The 19,796-nt window shown below is 63.0% G+C and carries 16 protein-coding genes; 10 read left to right on the forward strand and 6 right to left on the reverse strand.

Annotated elements, in window-relative coordinates; translation table 11 throughout:
• Positions 1-5: 5 nt before the first annotated feature.
• Positions 6-1,139 (forward strand): amidohydrolase/deacetylase family metallohydrolase, encoded by a 1,134-nt coding sequence (locus JHL16_RS31255; protein WP_200188769.1) that lies wholly within the window; start codon positions 6-8, stop codon positions 1,137-1,139.
• 13 nt (positions 1,140-1,152) lie between these two features.
• Here the strand turns inward: JHL16_RS31255 and JHL16_RS31260 are convergent, their stop codons facing one another.
• Entirely contained in the window at positions 1,153-1,503 is a 351-nt protein-coding gene (locus JHL16_RS31260) for a hypothetical protein (protein ID WP_200188770.1), read from the reverse strand.
• A 202-nt stretch (positions 1,504-1,705) separates the two neighbouring features.
• Between JHL16_RS31260 and JHL16_RS31265 the strand changes: the two genes are divergently transcribed.
• On the forward strand, positions 1,706-2,119 hold the full coding sequence (locus tag JHL16_RS31265) for a TerB family tellurite resistance protein (protein WP_200188771.1): 414 nt from the start codon (positions 1,706-1,708) through the stop codon (positions 2,117-2,119).
• A gap of 312 nt (positions 2,120-2,431) precedes the next feature.
• Here JHL16_RS31265 and JHL16_RS31270 read toward each other — a convergent pair whose 3' ends face one another.
• Positions 2,432-3,757 (reverse strand): MATE family efflux transporter, encoded by a 1,326-nt coding sequence (locus JHL16_RS31270; protein WP_200188772.1) that lies wholly within the window; start codon positions 3,755-3,757, stop codon positions 2,432-2,434.
• A 106-nt stretch (positions 3,758-3,863) separates the two neighbouring features.
• On the opposite strand from JHL16_RS31270, the gene JHL16_RS31275 reads away from it, so the two are divergent.
• The gene (locus JHL16_RS31275; protein WP_200188773.1) at positions 3,864-6,353 is read left to right on the forward strand and encodes a ligase-associated DNA damage response DEXH box helicase; all 2,490 of its coding nucleotides are present in this window, start codon (positions 3,864-3,866) and stop codon (positions 6,351-6,353) included.
• Between the two features lie 16 nt (positions 6,354-6,369).
• Entirely contained in the window at positions 6,370-7,029 is a 660-nt protein-coding gene (pdeM, locus tag JHL16_RS31280) for a ligase-associated DNA damage response endonuclease PdeM (RefSeq protein WP_246771222.1), read from the forward strand.
• Here pdeM and JHL16_RS31285 read toward each other — a convergent pair.
• Together JHL16_RS31285 and JHL16_RS31290 are read right to left on the reverse strand one after the other, a co-directional pair.
• Positions 7,022-7,459, reverse strand: a complete 438-nt coding sequence (locus JHL16_RS31285; protein ID WP_200188774.1) for a DUF3429 domain-containing protein — start codon at positions 7,457-7,459, stop codon at positions 7,022-7,024. The genes pdeM and JHL16_RS31285 overlap by 8 nt on opposite strands.
• A gap of 59 nt (positions 7,460-7,518) precedes the next feature.
• On the reverse strand, positions 7,519-10,695 hold the full coding sequence (locus tag JHL16_RS31290) for an SEL1-like repeat protein (protein WP_200188775.1): 3,177 nt from the start codon (positions 10,693-10,695) through the stop codon (positions 7,519-7,521).
• A gap of 299 nt (positions 10,696-10,994) precedes the next feature.
• On the opposite strand from JHL16_RS31290, the gene JHL16_RS31295 reads away from it, so the two are divergent.
• Positions 10,995-11,447 (forward strand): MerR family transcriptional regulator, encoded by a 453-nt coding sequence (locus tag JHL16_RS31295; RefSeq protein ID WP_137854483.1) that lies wholly within the window; start codon positions 10,995-10,997, stop codon positions 11,445-11,447.
• Complete coding sequence (gene nudC, locus JHL16_RS31300) at positions 11,437-12,318, forward strand: NAD(+) diphosphatase (protein WP_200188776.1); 882 nt, start codon at positions 11,437-11,439, stop codon at positions 12,316-12,318. The genes JHL16_RS31295 and nudC overlap by 11 nt, the downstream gene beginning before the upstream one ends.
• 118 nt (positions 12,319-12,436) lie before the next feature.
• Here the strand turns inward: nudC and JHL16_RS31305 are convergent, their stop codons facing one another.
• Both JHL16_RS31305 and JHL16_RS31310 read right to left on the reverse strand, forming a co-directional pair.
• Positions 12,437-13,303 (reverse strand): prephenate dehydratase, encoded by an 867-nt coding sequence (locus JHL16_RS31305; protein WP_200188777.1) that lies wholly within the window; start codon positions 13,301-13,303, stop codon positions 12,437-12,439.
• A 21-nt stretch (positions 13,304-13,324) separates the two neighbouring features.
• The gene (locus JHL16_RS31310; protein WP_200188778.1) at positions 13,325-14,077 is read right to left on the reverse strand and encodes a 3-deoxy-manno-octulosonate cytidylyltransferase; all 753 of its coding nucleotides are present in this window, start codon (positions 14,075-14,077) and stop codon (positions 13,325-13,327) included.
• A gap of 124 nt (positions 14,078-14,201) precedes the next feature.
• Here JHL16_RS31310 and JHL16_RS31315 point away from each other — a divergent pair, with 124 nt between their 5' ends.
• The 4 genes from JHL16_RS31315 to JHL16_RS31330 all read left to right on the forward strand — a co-directional run bounded on the left by JHL16_RS31315 (position 14,202) and on the right by JHL16_RS31330 (position 19,796).
• Positions 14,202-14,744: a c-type cytochrome gene (locus JHL16_RS31315; RefSeq protein WP_200188779.1), complete on the forward strand. Its 543-nt coding sequence runs from the start codon at positions 14,202-14,204 to the stop codon at positions 14,742-14,744.
• Between the two features lie 182 nt (positions 14,745-14,926).
• Entirely contained in the window at positions 14,927-16,804 is a 1,878-nt protein-coding gene (locus JHL16_RS31320; RefSeq protein WP_200188780.1) for an extracellular solute-binding protein, read from the forward strand.
• Entirely contained in the window at positions 16,801-18,615 is a 1,815-nt protein-coding gene (locus JHL16_RS31325) for an extracellular solute-binding protein (protein ID WP_200188781.1), read from the forward strand. Before JHL16_RS31320 ends, JHL16_RS31325 begins: the two co-directional genes overlap by 4 nt.
• A 65-nt stretch (positions 18,616-18,680) precedes the next feature.
• Positions 18,681-19,796: a microcin C ABC transporter permease YejB gene (locus JHL16_RS31330; protein WP_200188782.1), complete on the forward strand. Its 1,116-nt coding sequence runs from the start codon at positions 18,681-18,683 to the stop codon at positions 19,794-19,796.

Raw genomic sequence — 19,796 nt, forward strand, 5'->3', positions numbered from 1 at the left:
AGACTATGGCTCACGACCTCATCCTCACCGGCGGGCGCGTCATCGACCCGTCGCAAGCGCTCGATGCCGTCACTGAAGTGGGCTTCGCCCTAGGCAAGGTTACGGGCATCGGCCCCGGCCTCAAGCGCGACACCCAGACAAAAATCAAGGATGTGAGCGGCTTCATCGTGACGCCGGGGCTCATCGATCTCCATACCCATGTCTATTGGGGCGGCACCTCGCTCGGCGTCGATCCTGATCTCTATGCGCTCAAAAGCGGCGTCACCACCTCGGTCGATACGGGCTCGGCCGGTCCCGGCAATTTCGCCGGCTTCGCCAAACATGTGATCGCCCCGGCGCGTTCGCGCATCTATGCCTATCTGCATGTCTCGCATGCCGGCATCTATGGCTTCTCGACCCTCGTGCATGTGGGCGAGAGCGAGGACATGCGGCTCATGGATCCGCGCGGCGCCGTCGAGGTCGCGGCGAAATACCGGCAAGAGATCATCGGCATCAAGGTCAGGGTCGGCCGGCACGCATCGGGCGATCAGGGCGTGGCGCCGCTCGATGTGGCGCTCGATGCCGCCAATGAATCAGGCCTGCCGCTGATGGCGCATATCGACGAGCCGCCGCCCACCTATGAAGACGTGCTGGCGAGGCTCCGCCCCGGCGACGTGCTGACCCACGCCTTCCGCCCCTTCCCCAATGCGCCGGTGACGGCGCAGGGCACGATCAAGCCCGCCGTGCTCGCCGCCCGCAAGCGCGGCGTATTGTTCGATATCGGCCACGGCATGGGCTCCTTCGCCTTCAAGACGGCGCGCGCGATGCTGGCCAATGGTTTCCTGCCCGACACGATCTCCTCCGACGTGCATGCTCTGTGCATCGACGGGCCGGCCCATGACCTCGTCACCACCATGTCGAAATTCCTCTGCCTCGGCATGGGGCTCAACGACATCATCCGCTCGGCCACCGAAACGCCGGCGCGCGCCATCAAGCGGCTCGATCTCGGCACGCTGAAGCCGGGCGCGCTGGGCGACGCCAGCCTCATCAGGATCGATGACGGCCAGTTCGATTATGTCGACGTTACCGGTGAGCATCTCGCCGGCACCAAACGCATCTCGGCGCATGGCGTCGTCATGCGGGGCGAATGGTGGGCGTAAGGCCGATGATGCCTCAAAGAGGACTGTGGAAGCTTTTCAGGACCTTGAGGGTCTTAGGGTCGATGGCGACTTCCCAGCCGCCGCCGTCGAGTCCCAGCTCACCACAGCGAAAACTCGACGAGAAATAGACGATCCAGGTGCCCGGCGGATAGTTGTCGCCCAAATCTTCCGCCGGCATCGCATGCACGCCGAATCTCTTGAAGGCAGCTCCCTGCTCGACCAGATGGCGCGTCGCGGCTTGCGCCAATCTCTCCTTGAACGGCGTGGCGTCGCAAAGCTCGACCTTCTCATCCGCCAAAGCAGGCTGCTGCCAAAGCGACAGGCAGGCCGCCAGACCTATGGCGGGCAGAATTCGCAAGGTCATCGTCATCCCCTCAGATGATGGTGCTGAGGCGAAACTGATGCGGATTCTTGTCGTTTCCGGGGCGGCAGATGGGGGCTCCGTTTTTCACCCATCCTGAAAGATGAAAATCCTCCCCTTCCGAACGTTACCTTCACCCCGTCTGAGCGAACTGGACAAAATGCCCTTCTCCCGCTAGCCAGTCGGCGGAACAGTGGAGTTTCCGGTGAGCAAAACCATCAGCACCCATCATGCCTTGATCTATGTCATGGTCACGACCGCCGGCGTCCAGGGCGATATCGGCGACCGCGAACTCAAGGCGATCGGCCGTATCGTCAAGCAATTGCCGATCTTCCGCGCCTTCGACGCCGACAAGCTGACCCATGTGGCGCAGGAATGCGGTGAGATCCTGCAGGACAAGGAAGGCCTCGAAGCGGTGTTCGGCCTCGCCGCCGAGGCGCTGACGCCGAAATTGCGCGAGACCGCTTATGCGTTGGCGGTCGAGATCGCGGCCTCCGACCTCGCGGTCGGCAAGGAGGAATTGCGCTTCCTCGCCATGCTGCGCGACCATCTCGGCCTCGACAAGCTCGTCACCGCGGCGATCGAGCGCGGCGCCATCGCGAGATACCAGACCGAGTAACTCAGTTGAGCTTCATAGGCGTATTCTCCCTCCGCCGCGCGAAGCGCGGGGAGGGTGTCCGCCCTTAGCGCGTGATCAGGAAAAGTGGATGCCGGTTTTCCGCCCGATCACCCGCCAAACTAAGATTCCGATCACTTTTATCAATTCAGGTCGAACGACCTGAATTGATCGCGATCTAGGGGCGGACGGGTGGGGTCTCTCCACCGCCAGGTATCCATCAGATTCTTGCGTGATAGATCTCTCTAGCGGAGAAACCCCACCCGTCGCGCGTTCCGCGCGCCACCCTCCCCGACTTCGGCGGCGGAGGGAGAGTTACCCAAACGCAGTTCTTCTCAACGCCGGCATGCGCAGGGCGAACAATATGCCGCGCGACACGAAGAAGACGATCATCGTCGCCCACAGGCCGTGATTGGCGTAATATAGCTCGAGCGGCCACCAGGCGATGAGGGTGATGATCATCGACAGCAGCATCATGTTGCGCATGTCGGCGGTCTGGGTGGCGCCGGTGAAGATGCCGTCATATTGGAAGCAGGCGATGCCGGCCAAGGGCGTCAGAGCCACCCAGAAGAGATAAATCCGGGCTGTGGCGCGCACGTCTTCATTCGCCGCCATCAGGTCGATGAAGAACGGTCCGCCGAACCAGATGAGTGCCGCAGCGGCGACGCCGGTGAGTGTCAGCCACACCCAGGTGAGCTGGATCGCGGTGTTGAAACGCTGCCGGTCGCGCGCGCCCACCGCCTGGCCGACCAAAGCCTCGGTGGCGAGCGCGAAGCCATCGATCAGGAAAGCGGCGAAATCGAAGAAATGCATGAGGACGGCATTGGCCGAGACGATGACGTCGCCGGCCTGCGCGCCCCTGGCGGTGAACCAGGAGAAGACCAGGACCAGGCAGACGGTCCTGATCATGATGTCGCGGTTGATGACGAAGGTGCGGATGAGCTGGGCGCGATCGAAGACCCGCGCCCGCTCGAAACGGGCGCCCATTTCCTTCAGGCGCCCAAAAGCGATGATGAGCCCGAGCAAAGCCGCCGTGACCTCGGCGATGAGGACGGCGAGCGCCACGCCGTCGGAGGTCATGCCTAGCCCTAAGACGAAGAACAGGCTCAAGGCGCCATTGGTAAGATTGAGGTAGATCTGGAGGAGAAAGGCGACGCGGGCGCGGCCTTGGCCGACAAACCAGCCGATGAGGCAGAAGTCCATCAGCGCGAAAGGGGCGGAGAAGACGCGAATATAGAAATATTGCGCGGCGTGCCTTTCGACCTCCTCGGAGCCGTTGATGAGGCTGAAGGTGAGCTTGCCGATCAGTGGCGACAGCAGGATGATCGCCACCCCGGCGATCACGGCGATGATGAGGGCGCGGATCAGCACCGCCACCAGTTCCGCTGCGTCGCCGCGCCCGGTCGCCTGGGCGCTGAGCCCGCCGGTGCCGAGCCGCAGAAAGCCGAAGCCCCAATAGATGAAATTGAAGATCAAGGCGCCGACGGTGATGGCGCCGATGTAATAGGCGCCCGGCAATTGCCCGATCACCGCCGCATTGACGATGCCGATGATCGGCTGCGTCACATTGGACAGCATGATCGGCACGGCGATGGCGAGTACGCCTCTATGCGTGACGGGTGTCGATTGCGGGGAGTGCATGGGCCGTCATTATTAGATCGATTCCGAGTGCCGCACAGTCGGGAACTTGCCTGCTGCTGACAAAATCTGGCACCAGCCGCGCGGCAAATCCGGCTATGGTTGCGGCATGGACGACCGACCGACCAGGCTGCCCCAGGTCTTCACCGACTGGTTCCGGACGCGCGGCTGGAGCCCGCGCCCGCACCAGCTGGAGGTGCTGGAAAAGGCGCAGGCCGGCTACGATGTCCTGCTGATATCGCCCACCGGCGGCGGCAAGACGCTGGCGGGCTTCCTGCCGAGCCTGGTGGAGCTGACCCGGGAACCCCAACGTGGCGGCATCCACACGCTTTATGTGTCGCCGCTCAAGGCGCTCGCCGTCGACATCGCACGCAATCTCGAAACGCCGGTCAGCGAGATGCAGCTGCCGGTCCGCGTCGAGACGCGCACCGGCGACACGCCGCATTCGCGCCGCAAGCGCCAGCGCGAAAAGCCGCCCGACATATTGATCACCACGCCAGAGCAGGTCTCGCTCCTCGTCGCCGACCCCGGAGCCGCGCATATGCTGAAGGATCTGCGCGCCATCGTGCTGGACGAATTGCACTCGATCGTCACCTCGAAGCGCGGCGTGCTCCTATCCTTGGCGCTCTCGCGGGTGAGAAGCCTCGCGCCGCAAGTGCGCCGCATCGGGCTTTCCGCCACCGTCGCCGATCCCGATGCGCTGCGCGCCTGGCTCACTCCGCAACAAGGTGAAAACCAGCGCGCCGAGCTGGTGATGGGCAAGGCGGGTGCGGCGCCGCAGATCAGCATTCTCAAATCGGCCGAGCGCGTGCCGTGGTCCGGTCACATGACGCGTTATGCCATCCCGGAAATCTACGAAGCGATCAAACAGGCGCGCATGACGCTCGTCTTCGTCAATACGCGAGCCCAGGCCGAGATGACTTTCCAGTCTTTGTGGACGGCCAATGAGGACCATCTGCCGATCGCGCTGCATCACGGCTCGCTCGATGTCGGACAGCGGCGCAAGGTGGAGGCGGCAATGGCGGCCGGCAAATTGCGCGCCGTGGTCTGCACCTCGACGCTCGATCTCGGCATCGACTGGGGCGATGTCGATCTCGTCATCCATGTCGGCGCGCCCAAGGGATCGAGCCGGCTCCTGCAGCGCATCGGCCGCTCCAATCACCGGCTCGACGAGCCCTCGCAGGCTATGCTGGTGCCCTCCAACCGCTTCGAGGTGCTCGAATGCGAGGCGGCGCGCCAGGCCGCCGCCGAAGGCGCCCAGGACACCGAATATCCTTCCGTGCTCAAGCTCGACGTGCTGGCCCAGCACATCATGTGCCGCGCCTGCGCCGGCCCCTTCCATCCCGATCAGCTCTATGGTGAGGTCAAGACCGCCTGGACCTATCGCAACCTCACGCGTGAGGATTTCGACCGCGCCGTCGAGTTCGTCACCAATGGCGGCTATGCGCTCAAGGCCTATGAGCGTTATGCCAAACTGAAGCCATGGGGCGACGGCGAACTGCGCCTCACCCATCCGCGGCTCGCCCAGCAATACCGGCTCAATATGGGCACCATCGTCGAAGAAGAGATGCTCAAAGTGCGCCTCGCCAGCATCAAGAAGCGGCTCGGACGGCGCGTCGTCACCGGCGGGCGGGTGCTGGGTGAGATGGAGGAATGGTTCCTGAGCCAGCTCTCGGGCGGCGACACTTTCCTCTTCGGCGGCGAGGTCCTGCGCTTCGAAGGGCTCGATGAATTCGGTGCGCTTGCATCGCGCACGCAGGCGAGCGATCCCGCCATTCCCTCTTATGCCGGCGGCAAGTTTCCGCTCTCCACCTATCTCGCCGAACGGGTGCGCAAGATGCTGGCCGATCCTAAGGCCTGGCCGGCGCTGCCGGCGCAAGTGCGCGACTGGCTGTCGGTGCAGCGCTGGAAATCGATCATCCCGTCGCCGCGCCAGATGCTGATCGAGACCTTTCCCCGGGCGCAGCGCCATTACATGGTGTGCTATCCCTTCGAGGGCCGTCTCGCGCATCAGACGCTCGGTATGCTCCTGACGCGCCGGCTCGAGCGCATGGGCGCGCAGCCCATGGGCTTCGTCGCGTCGGAATATGCGCTCGTCGTCTGGTGCCTGCGCGATCTGTCCTTGCTGATCTCGACCGGCCGGCTCGATCTCGCTCATCTGTTCGGTGAGGATATGCTGGGCGATGATCTCGATGCCTGGCTCGCCGAATCCAATCTGATGAAGCGCACCTTCCGCAACGCCGCCATCATCGCCGGGCTGATCGAAAGGCGATGGCCGGGCAAAGAGAAGACGGCGCGGCAGATGACGGTGAATTCCGATCTCATCTATGACGTGCTCCTGCGTCACGAGCCGCAGCATCTGCTGCTGCGTGCCGCCTGGGATGACGCGGCGGACGGACTCATCGACGTGCACCGGCTGGGTGCCCTTCTCAAGCGCATCCGGGGCCAGATCGTGCATCGCGCGCTCGACACGGTGTCGCCGCTTGCCGTGCCGGTCATGCTTGAGATCGGGAAAGAATCCGTTTACGGCGAGGCCGATGACGCTCTTCTTGCCGAAGCCGAAGATGAACTCATCGATGAGGCCATGCGCCTTGTCTAGAGCGGCCTGCATAAGCTTGAGCGGGCTCGAGCTCCTCCCGGATCTCGCCGGCGCCCTTTATGTTCCGGACTTCGAGGCGCTGCTCGTCGCCGATCTCCATCTCGAAAAAGCCTCCTCGCTGGCGCGGCGCGGCGTGCATCTGCCGCCTTACGACACGCGTGCCACACTCGAGCATCTCTCCTTCTCGCTCGCGGCGGCGCGGCCCAAGCGGCTAATCCTGCTCGGCGACTCCTTCCATGACGACGAAGCGCATCTGCGCATCGACCCGAGTGACATCGCGGAGTTCGCCCGCCTGACCCGCGGCATCGACGTCATCTGGCTCGCCGGCAATCACGATCCCTCGCCGCCTCAAGCGCTGGGCGGGCATTTTGCCGAGGAGATCGCGCTCGGCCCCATCACGCTCCGGCATATTCCCGCGGCGCTGGCGGAAGAGGAATTCGAGATCGCCGGCCATCTGCATCCCGCCGCCTCGCTCGCCCAGCGCGGCCGGGCGCTCCGGCGTAAATGTTTCATCGGTCATGAGCGGCGGATCGTCATGCCGGCCTATGGCAGCTTTACCGGGGGCTTGAGCGTCTCGGCCGAGCCCTTCCAGGCGATCTTTCCCGACGGGCGTTTCGATGTGTGGATGATCGGCGGCAAGGCGATCCACCGCTTCCCGGCCGGCCGGATCAGATGAGGACCGGGAACACACCCAGGACGCAGGTCGCGGCGGCACCCGCGGCGATATAAGCGCGCCAGCGCGTGAACCAGCTTGGGCAAGCCGCAGCCTCCTCGGCGAGCGCATCGCGCAGGATCAGGACGAAAAAAGCGGCGATCAGGAGCAGAAAGCCGAGATAGGCCGGCGCAATCAGCGCCAGCCAGGCGACCGCCAGTACGGCGAGTCCTGAAAGACCTTCGGCGGCAATCCGCGCCCTTCCATAAGGTCCCGTCGCCACCAGCCAATGAGCGCCGCCGAGCATGGCGGCGATAAGGGCGGCGTAAGACAGGAGCGCCGGCGCCAGTCCCGCCGGCGACAGCCAAGCCAGGACCAGAAGCGCTGGAAACGGCAACAGGGCGAGGACGGCGATCACGCGCATCGGCCCCGGTATGGGAGGACCCACCGGCATAGGGACATTCTAGCCCGCATTCCGGCGGAAACCGGGCATGAATGCCCGGTACGCGGCCGTCACCCGAGCTTGGCTCTGAGCTTGACCAGCAGATCCGGCGTCACTTCACCGCTGAGCCGCATGCCCGATTGCAGTTCGAACAGGCGGATCGAGTTCTTGGTGCGGGTGTTCATGGCGCCGTTCTCATCGCCGGCATCGAAGCCGAGACGGTTGAGAAGCTGCTGCGCCTCGAGAATCTGATTGTCCCCGCTCGTCTCGGCGGCAACCGCCGCGCCCACGATCGGCAGGTCGTATTTCGCCGGCGCCGCGACCGGACGGTCCTGCCAATCGGGGTTGGACACCGCCACGACATTGGCCGCATCGATATCCCGCTTCGGCACGAAGGCGGCGAGGCGCGCCTTGACCTGCTGGGTCACCTGCTTCGGCAAGGTGTTCTCGAGCGTCTTGGCCTTGGCGGCCGCATCGGCATCATCCTGACGGGCCGCCAGCGTGTACCAGAACAGGGCCTCGCCTAGATCCTGGCCGACGCCGAGGCCCCGCTCATAAAGGAGCGCGATATTGAATTGGCTGTCCTTCAGATTGTGGCTGGCGGCTTCGACGAACAGACGGGCCGCCTTCTCATAACTGTCCTTGGGGCTGCGCACATTGGCGAGGAGCACGGCGGCATTGTGCATGGCGCGGACATTACCGGCGGCGGCGGCGCGCTCATACCATTGGCGCGCTTTCTCGATGTCGATCGGAACACCGGTGCCGCGTTCGAGAATGGCGCCCATCCGATATTGCGCCGGGGCGAGGCCCTTGGCCGCAGCCACGGCAAACCAGCGCGCCGCGGCGGCCCGGTCCTGCGGCACATTCTTGCCGTCGGCGAAACGGGTGGCGACGATGAAAGCGGCGCGCGCATCGCCGTCGAGCGCGGCCTGACGCAGCGCCTCGGTGCCGATACCGGCCGGCAAGGCATCGGCGTCGGTGATGGCGATCTCGGCAGCCGCCGTCTTCGCGGTTCCCGGCAACGAGCTCGCGAAGATGCCGGTGCCGAACATGGCGTCAGACTTGGCGAGCGTCTTGTTCAGATGCTCGAAGTTGGTCGCGTCACCGGTCTTCGGCTGCTCGGCAGCGGGCGGCGTGGCGGACGGCTTGCTCAGCGTGTTGTAGGCAAAGGCCGAGGCGGCGGCGAGGAGCAGAATGCCGATCAGGATCAGACGCCGCCGTTTGCCGGTATCGGCAGGCTTGGCGGCCGGCGTCGCCTCGAGCTTGGCCGATGCCGCCATAGCGGGCATCGCGCCTTTCGGCTGGGCCGGTTTATCTTTCCGGCGGAAGCGCAAAGAGAAGCGCGAGGGCTTCTTCTCGGCAGAAGTTTCGGCCGCTCTCTTACGGCCGAGGAAACCCCCGGCCGAGAGATCCGACGTCTGCTGCGACGAGGCAGCCTGAGCGGCACGGCGCGCGGCGGCGATCATGTCGGCCTGGATGGAGGCTTGCGTGGGCTCTGCCTGGCCGGTAGCCGGCGGCGGGTCGAGCGGCCGATAGAGTTCGGGCGCCGCTTCGATCTTGATCTCGGGCCAGGCCTGCGATGGCGCGGGCTCGGCGGATATTTCAGGCTCGGGCGCCACGAAGGCCGCAACCTGCTCGGCCGCGACCGGGGCAGGCTCGCCACGCAGATCCTCGAGCTCGGTCAGCTTGTTGACGATCTGCTCGAGCGTTTCATGCAAGGCGCCCAGTGTTTCCTGGTTGCGCTGGTCGGCGGTTTCGTAATTGGTCCTGACCGTGACCAGGGCATTTTCGAGCGCCTGCAATTCGGGCGACGGCTCGGCCTGAGCGGCGCGCGCCGGCCATTCCTGCATGAGGCGGCTCGCCATGCGATTGGCGGCGTCCTCGGCCATGTCGCGGGCCCAGCCCTGATTCTGCTCCATGCTCTGATAGAGCTGATTGATCGACTGCTCGAGCGTCTGGATGTGCTGGAGCTGCTGCTCGGTATGGGCGAGACGGTCGGAGACGCCGGCGAATTCACGCTCGACATTGGCCCAGGCCTGCGCCGACTGATCCTGCTGCATCGCCTGAGCGATGCGGTTGTCGAGATCGAAGACGCGCTGCTCGAGATCGGCGATCTGATTGCCGACCTGATCGCCGCGGCCCTGCTCCAGCCATTTGGAGATTTCGGTGAGGCGCCGGTCGAGATCGGCGAGCGGCCTGAGATCGGGCCCCTGTGCGACCCGGGCCGAGAGCTGCTCGATCACCACGCGCAAGGAGCGCAGATCATGCTCCGAGGCGGCTTCCGCCTTGAGATCGTCGACGCGCTGGCCGAGACTCTCCATCTCGGCGCGCAGCCGGCTCATGTCGTCGCCATCCTGGCGCTGCGTCTCCGCCTGCTGCTGCTTCAGGAAGTCGAGCATGCGATCTTCGAAATCGCGCTGCTCCTTCTGCACCTGCTGCACGGCCTGGCTTTGGGCCCGCTGGGCTGCCGCCTCGGAGGCCTGCTTCACGGAATCGAGACGCTGGGTGAGCTTGCCGAATTCGCCCTGGACCAGCTTGCGGAGATCCTCTTCCGCCACCTCCTGATGGCCGGTGACCCGGCTGGTCAGATCGGCAAGGCGGCTTTCGAGCCTGGTGATGACCGGAGCATCGGCCAGGAGACGGTCGCTGTCGATGGGCGCGGTCGCGGCATAGGCGACCTCGTGCAGACGCTCCTGCACCGCCTTCAGCGTCTCGCGCGTCTTGCGTTCGCTGACCTCGATATGATCGACGATATTGCGCACCGCCGTCTCGAGCGAGCGGTAGCCCGGCACGTCCTCGGGATTCTGCGGGAAACGTCCGGCATCCTTGGCGAGCTTGTCGCCCAGCGTTTCGAGGCGTTCGCCGACTTCGGCAAAACTCTCGGCCGTCTGGCGCTCGCTCGCCTCGACGCGCGCCAATATGTCGGCGAGTGAATTGTCCTGGACCGGGCGGGCGCGCTCGTAATAACGCCCGGCGGTGGTGTCCTGCTCGCGGTGTACCATGCGGGTCAGCTGGTCGGACAGGTGGTCGAGCTTGTCCTGTATGTCCTGCATCGCATTGCGCGAGCGGGGCTGGCGCTGTGGTTGCTGTTGCGGCTGAGGCTGCGGCTCGTTGTCGTCGGCCTGCTCGCGAATGACGGTGTTCAGCCATTCACCCAAAGTCATGCCGGAGCGGCGCGCGGCATGCTTGGCCGCCTCGCGCGCCTCGCTGTCGATGCCCTTCACGCTCCACGGAATACCCGGCTTCATGCCCGTTTTTACCTTATTGGTCCGCGTCTCGACCCCCATGGCGGATTGCGTCCCCTAACTCCTCCTAAAAGTTAATGTTTTAGGTAAAATTTCCGTTAAGCTTGTTGCCACGCCTTCGCCTTTTTTCATCTCTACCCAGGGGACAACCCATGGTTAGCCATGCGGTTCCCCTATGGCAGCCTTGTGCTGTCTATCCATAATTTAAGGCGCTGGGGGTTATGAATCGCGTCGCGCTGCCTATATACTCAGACGCGACGGCAATCGCCCCTTAGGGCACTAAAAACGAACGGAGAGCAAAAATGGCTCAGTCGACGGTTGCTGACCGGTCGAATCGGGATCGAACCTATTCCATTACGGAACTCTGCAGAGAGTTCGACGTAACCCCGCGTACATTGCGCTTTTACGAGCAAAAAGGCCTCCTGCACCCCGATCGGCGTGGTTGGACCCGCCTCTTCAGCTATCGTGACCGTGCCCGTCTGCAGCTTATCCTGCGCGGCAAGAAGGTCGGTTTCTCGCTGGAAGAGATCAAGGAGATGCTCGATCTCTACAATCTGCGCGACGGCCAGCTGACCCAGCTGCGCGTATCCTCGACCAAGTTCCGCGAACGGCTCGAAGCGCTCCGCAAGCAGCGCCTCGAACTCGAAGATGCCATCAGCGATCTCGAAAAGACCATCACGGTGGTCGACGGGATGCTGAAGGAGCGCGAAGCCGCCGAGACGACCGCCCCGCGGCGCGCCGCCAATGGCGAATGATACGGGGGCGCCTACCGGCTCCCGTTCTCTAGGATTCTGCGGCGGCTCGTTAGACCGAGCCGCCGTTTTTCGTGGCGAGCCGGACTGGGTCGCCAGGAAGCGCGCCGAGCCGACGGCAAGGCTCATCCGCCTCAATGGCGACAAGGTGCGCATCGAAGCGGGGGCCCTTCATTACGAGACGACGGTCGACGGGGACGCCATTTTCCTCGGCATAGATTCCCATGGCAATGCCGTTTTCGCCGGTGAAGCGGTCGAGCCGCTCGACAATGCACAGGATCTCAGAAACCTCGCCATCGAGGCCAAGCTCCCGGCCAGCGATCTGGCGATGCTGGCCCAGGCGCGCTCGCTGCTGCATTGGCATCAGCGCCGCCGCTACTGCTCCAATTGCGGGCATGAGCTCGAAATGAAGGACGGCGGCTATCGCCGCCATTGTTCCCATTGCACCAGCGACCATTTTCCGCGCACCGACCCGGTGGTGATCATCATCGTGCGCTCGGGCGACGATGTCCTGCTCGGCCGGCAAAGCTCATGGCCTGAGGGACGCTTCTCGGCGCTCGCCGGCTTCATGGAGCCCGGCGAGACGATCGAGGAAGCGGCGCGGCGCGAAGTGTTCGAGGAAACCGGCATCCGCGTCGGCGCCATCCGCTATGTGGCGAGCCAGCCCTGGCCTTATCCATCGAGCCTGATGATCGGCCTCATCGGCGAAGCGCTCAATCGCGACATCGTGATCGATGAAAAGGAAATCGAAGTGGCGCGCTGGTTCTCGCGTTCAGAAGCGCAGGCGATGCTCGATGAACGCCACGCCGATGCCTTAAGCGTGCCGCCCCCAATGGCGATCGCCCACAAAATTCTCATCGACGCACTGAAGTAGCTAACACCCGCGCATTTCGTGGATGGCCGGGTCAAGCCCGGCCACATGCTTTTCGGGCCGATGTTTTGTCTTGCGCATCGGCTTATCCGAAAACCGCTGCGCACTTTTCGGGCCGATGCTACTTCCCGAAATTCGCCATGCGACGCGCGATTTCGGCGCGGTACGGGCTCGCTTTGTAGACACCCAGAACGCGCAGATGCGAGGTGAAGAATTCGAGCTCCTCGAGCGCCAGCCTGACATTGCGCTCGGACGGATGGCCCTCGACATCGGCATAGAACTGCGTCGCCGAGAACTGGCCTTCGAGCTGGTATGATTCCAGCTTCGTCATGTTGACGCCATTGGTGGCGAAGCCGCCCATCGCCTTATAGAGAGCGGCGGGAACGTTGCGCACACGAAACACGAAGCTCGTGACCACCGGTGCGTCTTCGGGCTCGGCGTCATGCGGGGTGGCCGACAGCACGATGAAACGGGTGGTATTGTGCTCCTCGTCCTCGACATTTTCCTTCAGGATTTCGAGACCGTAGATTTCGGCGGCAAGCTTGGTGGCGATGGCCGCGCGGCTCTTGTCCTTGGCCTCGGCGAGCTCGCGCGCCGCACCCGCCGTGTCGGCGGCGACAACGGGTTTCAGCTTCATCGCGCGGATCACCTTGCGGCATTGGCCCAGCGCATGGACATGGCTGTGAACGGAGGTCAATCCTTGCGGATCGGCGCCCGGCACCAGGAGCAACTGGTGATGGACGCGCAGGAAGTGCTCGCCGACGATGTAGAGATTGGAGGCGGGAAGAAGATGGTGGATGTCGGCGACGCGGCCCGCCACCGAATTGTCGATCGGGATCATTGCGAGATCGACTTCACCTTCCTTCACCGCGGCGAAGGCGTCTTCGAAAGTGCCGCAGGCCACCGGCTCGTGATCGGGATAGGCTTCACGGCAGGCAATATGCGAATTGGCGCCGGGCTCGCCCTGATAGGCGATCTTGGATGTCATCTTGATTCAGTCCCTAAAAATTCAAAAACGGCCTGCCTTCAGCATCTGGCGCGCCGCTTCGAGATCGGCCGGCGTATCGACGCCGAGCGGTACCGAGTCCACGCGCACCACCGCGATGCTCATGCCGTTATCGAGGGCGCGCATCTGCTCGAGGCGACGCTCGATCTCGCGCGCGCTCTGCGGCAGCTTGACGAAACGCTCGAGCGATTCGCGGCGATAGGCATAGATGCCGATGTGATGCCAGTAACGGGGCCCGAACTCAGGCCCCGGCAGGCGCTGGAAGTCGCGCGCGAAGGCGACCTCGCGCTCATCGGTCAGCGGCGCGATCGCCTTGACGATATTCGGATTGGCGACATCGGCCTCCTCGGTGATGGGGGCGGCGATGGTCGAGATATCGATCGTCTCGTTGACCAGGCCGCCCAGGCAGCGCTGCACATCGAGGGGCGTGACGGTGGGCAGATCGCCCTGCAGATTGACGATGAAGCGGTAACGGCGCTCGGGGTCGCGCAAGGCGAGCGCCGCCAAGATGCGGTCCGAGCCCGAGGCGAGGCTCGGCTCGGTCACGATGGCGTCGCCGCCATGCGCCTTGATGGCGCGCGCGATCTCCATCTCGGCGCAGGCCACCAGGACCTGGCCGACATTGGCCTCGATGGCGCGTTTCCACACATGGACGATCATGGGGACGCCATGGATATCGGCCAAAGGTTTGCCGGGCAGCCTGGTCGAGGCCATCCGGGCGGGGATAATGACAATAGTATTCTGGTGTTCGATCATGGGCTTAAGGCGGGGCGCGGCAAATTGGTCAGGCGAGCTTTAACGTATTGCGAGCCATTCGAGAACCAATTAGTTTCCGCGGCGAATAGCGAAATAGAGGGAACCGGGGAGCCGGCCTACCAATATGAACAGTTTTGAATTCAATAAGATTGCCGGCGCGGTCCTCGCCACGGCGCTCGTGGTGTTCGGCCTCAACCAGGCCAAGAGCATGATCTATCACGCGGAAAAGCCGGAAAAGCAGGGCTATGCCATCGAGGTCGCCGAAACTGGCGGCGGGACCGGCGGTGGTGAAACCACGCCGACCGAATCGCTGGGCACCCTCCTCGCCAAGGCCGATCCCGTGAAGGGCCAGGCGCAGGCCAAGGCCTGCCTCGCCTGCCATGTCTTCGAAAAGGGCGGCCCGAACAAGACCGGTCCGGATCTCTGGGACCTGGTCGACCGCCCGATCGCCGCGCATGAGGGCTTCGCCTATTCGGATTCGATGAAAGAGCATGCCAGCGACAAGTGGACCTTCGAGAACCTGAACAAGTTCATCACCAACCCGAAGGGCTTTGCGCCGAAGACCAAGATGACTTTCGGCGGCATCAAGCGCGATCAGGCGCGCGCCGACCTGCTCGCTTATCTGCGCACGCTCTCGGACAGCCCGAAGCCGTTCCCGGCGCCGTAAACGGCTGAATTTATTGATCTTATTGCCCAAGAGGCCGACGGAAACGCCGGCCTTTTCGTTTTGCCGCGGAAATAACGCAAATCTCACAAAGATTTAACCGCTATCGCGGGGTGCTGAGGTTTTGCTTTCCGGCCAGGAATGCGTATCTTCGGGGAAACCAAATCAGCGGAGTGCCGTCAGCAATGATCCTAACCCGGCGTGGCCTTATTAAAACGGCATCCCTCTTGGGATTGGGGTCTGTCTCCGGATTGAAGATACTCTCGGTCGAGCCGGCAAGGGCTCAGGAGAAGGTTTTCAGCCACGGCAACAATATCTATGGCGAGCTCAAATATCCAGCCGACTTCAAGCATTTCGACTATGTGAATCCCAACGCGCCGAAAGGCGGCAGGCTCCGGCTCGGCACCACCGGCTCTTTCGATAATTTCAACGTTTTCATCATCAAGGGCGATCCCGCCGCCTATGCCGGCACCGTCTTCGAGACGCTCACCTCATCCGCCCTCGACGAGGTGACCTCGGCCTATGGCCTGATAGCCGAAAGCATGTACCAGCCTGAGGATCATTCCTATGTGATCTTCCGGCTGCGTCCCGAGGCGCGCTGGCAGGACGGCCAACCTCTCACCGTCGCCGACGTCATCTTCGCCTTCGACTTCCTCAAGGGCGCCCATCCCTTCTATCAGGCTTATTACAAGAATGTTCAGAAGGCCGAGCAGACCGGGCCCAACGAGGTCACCTTCGTCTTCGACAGCAAGGGCAACCGCGAATTGCCCGGCATCATGGGCCAGACCTATGCCCTGCCGAAGCATTACTGGGAAGGCAAGGACGCGTCCGGCAAGCAGCGCGACATCAATAACACGACGCTCGAGCCGCCGCTCGGCTCCGGTCCCTATCGCGTCAAGAGCTTCAAGGCCGGGCAATCCATCCTGTTCGAGCGGGTCAAGGATTATTGGGGCGTCAATCTGCCGGTCAATGTCGGCCAGGATAATTTCGACGAGATCGAAATCATCTATTTCCGCGATCGCGGCGTCATCTTCGAGGCCTTCAAGGGCGACCAGCTCGATGTCAGGACCGGCGCCGGCACTAAGGAATGGGAAACCCAGTATGATTTCCCGGCGGTGAAGAAGGGCAATGTCATCAAGGCGACATTCTTCACCAAGGACGCCGAGCAGATGCAAGGCTTCGTCTTCAATACCAGGCGGGCCAAATTCGCCGACCCCAGAGTGCGCCACGCCTTCAATCTCGCTTATGATTTCGAAGGCCGCATGCGGGTGCTGTCCTTCGGCGACTACAACAAGCGCACCCAGAGCTTCTTCCAGAATTCCGAGCTCTCCGCCACCGGCCTGCCGCAGGGCCGCGAGCTGGAGATCCTCACTCAATTCAAGGGCCAGATTCCGGAAGAAGTCTTCACGACGGAGTACAAAAATCCCGTCAACGGCACGCCGCAGAATATCCGCGACAATCTGCGCAAGGCGGTTGGGCTGCTGAAAGAGGCGGGCTGGTCGATCAAGGGCAACGCGCTCACCAATGACACGACCGGCGAGCGGATGACGATGGAGTTCCTGCTCGACGATCCATCCTTCGAGGACATGAACCTCGCTTACAAGCCGGGCCTCGAACGTCTCGGCATCCAGGTCACGATCCGCACCGTCGATTCGGCGCAATATCAGAACCGGATCCGCGAATTCGATTTCGACGTGATCACCTCGGTCTTCGCCCAGTCACTTTCGCCCGGCAACGAGCAGCGGGAATTCTGGGGAACGGCGGCAGCCGACCAGAAGGGCAGCCGCAATGTGATCGGCATCAAGAATCCGGTGGTCGACAAGATCATCGATCTCATCATCTTCGCCAATAACCGCGCCGAGCTCATCGCCGCAACCAAAGCGCTCGACCGCGTTCTGTTGTGGAACTATTACATGGTGCCCGACTTCTACCGGGCCGAGCAGTGGCTTCCGCATTGGAACCGCTTCGGCTATCCCGATCCCACCCCGCCCTACAGTGTCGGCTTCCCATCGCTGTGGTGGTGGGATGAAGAGAAAGCCAAGCAGACGGCGGCCAATAAATGAGAATCGCGCTCACCGCCTGCGTGGCGCTCGGCCTTCTCTCCATCACTGCGCAGGCCGAGCCCCGGCACGGGCTTTCGGCCTTCGGCGACCTCAAATATCCGCCTGATTTCAAGCATTTCGACTATGTGAATCCGGACGCGCCGAAAGGCGGCAGGCTGGCCAGCCGGGGCATCCTGGCGCGCGACACGTTCGATTCGTTCAACGGCTTCATCCTCAAGGGCACCTGGCCCGAGAATATCGGGCTCCTGTTCGACACGCTGATGGCGCGCGCCACCGACGAGCCCGATGCCATGTATGGGCTCGTCGCCAAGACCGCCGATCTCGCCCCCGACAAGAAGAGCGTCACCTTCCAATTGCGCGAAGAGGCCCGGTTCTCCGACGGATCGAAGCTCACCGGCGACGACGTGTGCGACAGCTTCCGGCTGATCAAGGACTATGGCGACGAACGCATCCGCATCGCCATTCGCGACATCGAGAAATGCGATGTGCTGGCGCCCTACGAGGTCCGCTATTCGTTCAAGGGCGACAATACGCGCGACCTGCCGCTCAGCGTCGCCGCCTTGCCGATCCTCTCCAAGGCCTATTACGCGACGCATGACTTCACCAAGACCTCGCTCGATCCGCCGCTAGGCTCGGGGCCTTACAAGATCGGCAGCTTCAAGACCGGTCAGTATGTTTCCTATGTGCGGCGTCCGGATTATTGGGGCGCCGACCTGCCGGTCAACAAGGGCCGCTACAATTTCGACGAGGTGCGCAACGAATATTTCAAGGACCGCACCGCCGTCGTCGAAGCGCTGAAGGCCGGCGTCCTCGATCTCCACGAGGAATTCACCTCGCGCGACTGGGCCACCGCCTACAACACGAAATCGGTAGAGGAAGGCCGCCTCATCAAGGAGGTCCTGCCCGACAATACGCCATCCGGCGCGCAAGGTCTCTATTTCAACATGCGGCGCGAGAAATTCCAGGATGTGCGCGTGCGCAAGGCGTTCGATCTTGCCTTCGACTTTGAATGGATGAACACCAATCTCTTCTACGGCTCTTATAAGCGCACCACGAGCTTCTTCGAGAACTCGGCCCTGATGGCCAAAGGCAAACCTTCACCGGAAGAGCTCCAGATCCTGGAGCCGTTCCGCAAGGAGCTCCGGCCGGAGGTCTTCGAAGACGCCTATCTCCCACCCATCTCGGACGGCTCGGGACAGGACCGCAAGCTCCTCAGGCAGGCTTCACAACTTCTCGCCGAAGCGGGCTGGAAGCGCGAAGGCACCTTGCTCGTGAATGCCAAGGGTGAGAAGTTCACCGTCGAATTCCTCATCGATGGCCCGACCAGCGAGCGGATTCTCGCCCCCTATGCCAAGAACCTGCGGCTGCTCGGCATCGATACGACGTTGCGCGGCATCGATCCCGCCCAGCAGGAACAGCGGATGAAGGATTTCGATTTCGATGTCGATATCGTGCGCCTGGTCGGCGGCCAGACGCCCGGCGACGAGCTCAAGGCCCAGTTCAGCTCGGACGCCGCCAAGACCATCGGCAGCTACAATCTTTCCGGCATTGCACTCCCCGCCGTCGACGGGCTCATCGACAAGATGGTTGCCGCGAAATCGCGCGAGGAGCTGATGTATGCCGGACGCGCCCTCGACCGGGTGCTCAGGGCTGAGCATGTATGGGTGCCGAACTGGGGCAAGGCCAGTCACTGGATCGTGCACTGGGATATCTTCGAAAAGCCCCAAATCAAACCCGAATATGACAGAGGGATCACCGATACTTGGTGGGTCAATGCCGAGAAGGCGAAGACATTGAGGCGTGGTAACTAGTTTCATGCATCGGAACTCCGCAACGCCGCGCGCGGCTTTCGGGCCGATGCCGTAGGACGGCAGGAATGGGCGCTTATATCATCAAACGCTTGCTTCTCATGATCCCGACCTTGTTCGGGATCATGGTGATGACCTTCGCCATCGTGCAATTCGTGCCGGGCGGGCCGATCGAGCGCATCATCGCGCAGATCCAGGGCACCGCCGTCGATGCGACGGCGCGCTTCGGCGGCGGCCAGGGCGGCGACAGCGGGGTCCGGAGCGCCGAGCCCGGCTCCTTCGGCGATGCCGGGATGGCCGTCAAATATCGCGGCGCCCAGGGCCTCGATCCCGAATTCATCAAGAAGCTCGAAGTCCAGTTCGGTTTCGACAAGCCGCCGATCGAGCGCTTCGTGCTGATGATGAAGAACTACCTCACCTTCAATTTCGGCGACAGCTACTTCCGCGACCGGCCGGTGGTCGATCTCATGCTCGAGAAGATGCCGGTGTCGATCTCGCTCGGCATCTGGCTGCTCCTCATCACCAATTTCGTGTCCATACCCTTGGGCATCCGCAAGGCGGTGAAGGACGGCACCAATTTCGACATCTGGACTTCGGCCGTGATCGTCATCGGCTACGCCATTCCGGGCTTCATTCTCGCCGTCCTTCTGATCGTCGTCTTCGCCGGCGGCAGCTATTTCTCCTGGTTCCCCTTGCGCGGCCTGACCTCGGACAACTTCGCCAGCCTGTCGTTCTTCGGCAAGATCGCCGACTATGCCTGGCATCTGGTGCTGCCGCTCATCGCCATGGGCATCGGCGGCTTCGCCACCACGACGCTGCTCACCAAGAACTCCTTCCTCGACGAGATCCGCAAGCAATATGTCGTCACCGCCAGGGCCAAGGGGCTCACCGAACGGCGCGTGCTGTACGGCCATGTCTTCCGCAATGCGATGCTGCTGGTCATCGCCGGCTTTCCCGGCGCGTTCCTCGGCGCCTTCTTCACCGGCTCGCTCCTCATCGAGCAGATCTTCTCGCTCGACGGCATCGGCCTTCTCACCTATACCGCCGCGCTCAATCGCGACTATCCGGTGTTCTTCGCCAATGTCTACATCGTGGCGGTGGTCGGTCTTTTGATAGCGCTCATCAGCGATCTCACCTACACCTTCGTCGATCCCCGAATCGATTTCGACTCCCGAAGTCTCTAA

The sequence above is a fragment of the Taklimakanibacter albus genome, from assembly GCF_016595235.1.
In the GTDB taxonomy this organism is placed as follows: Bacteria; Pseudomonadota; Alphaproteobacteria; order Rhizobiales; family Aestuariivirgaceae; genus Taklimakanibacter; species Taklimakanibacter albus.

Excerpts from the sequence above, each read along its gene's own strand:
- JHL16_RS31255 (WP_200188769.1), top strand. The coding sequence starts at position 6 with ATGGCTCACGACCTCATCCTCACCGGCGGGCGCGTCATCGACCCGTCG.
- JHL16_RS31260 (WP_200188770.1), bottom strand. The coding sequence starts at position 1,503 with ATGACCTTGCGAATTCTGCCCGCCATAGGTCTGGCGGCCTGCCTGTCG.
- JHL16_RS31270 (WP_200188772.1), bottom strand. The coding sequence starts at position 3,757 with ATGCACTCCCCGCAATCGACACCCGTCACGCATAGAGGCGTACTCGCC.
- JHL16_RS31275 (WP_200188773.1), top strand. The coding sequence starts at position 3,864 with ATGGACGACCGACCGACCAGGCTGCCCCAGGTCTTCACCGACTGGTTC.
- JHL16_RS31285 (WP_200188774.1), bottom strand. The coding sequence starts at position 7,459 with ATGCCGGTGGGTCCTCCCATACCGGGGCCGATGCGCGTGATCGCCGTC.
- JHL16_RS31290 (WP_200188775.1), bottom strand. The coding sequence starts at position 10,695 with ATGAAGCCGGGTATTCCGTGGAGCGTGAAGGGCATCGACAGCGAGGCG.
- JHL16_RS31295 (WP_137854483.1), top strand. The coding sequence starts at position 10,995 with ATGGCTCAGTCGACGGTTGCTGACCGGTCGAATCGGGATCGAACCTAT.
- nudC (WP_200188776.1), top strand. The coding sequence starts at position 11,437 with ATGGCGAATGATACGGGGGCGCCTACCGGCTCCCGTTCTCTAGGATTC.
- JHL16_RS31305 (WP_200188777.1), bottom strand. The coding sequence starts at position 13,303 with ATGACATCCAAGATCGCCTATCAGGGCGAGCCCGGCGCCAATTCGCAT.
- JHL16_RS31310 (WP_200188778.1), bottom strand. The coding sequence starts at position 14,077 with ATGATCGAACACCAGAATACTATTGTCATTATCCCCGCCCGGATGGCC.
- JHL16_RS31315 (WP_200188779.1), top strand. The coding sequence starts at position 14,202 with ATGAACAGTTTTGAATTCAATAAGATTGCCGGCGCGGTCCTCGCCACG.
- JHL16_RS31320 (WP_200188780.1), top strand. The coding sequence starts at position 14,927 with ATGATCCTAACCCGGCGTGGCCTTATTAAAACGGCATCCCTCTTGGGA.
- JHL16_RS31325 (WP_200188781.1), top strand. The coding sequence starts at position 16,801 with ATGAGAATCGCGCTCACCGCCTGCGTGGCGCTCGGCCTTCTCTCCATC.
- JHL16_RS31330 (WP_200188782.1), top strand. The coding sequence starts at position 18,681 with ATGGGCGCTTATATCATCAAACGCTTGCTTCTCATGATCCCGACCTTG.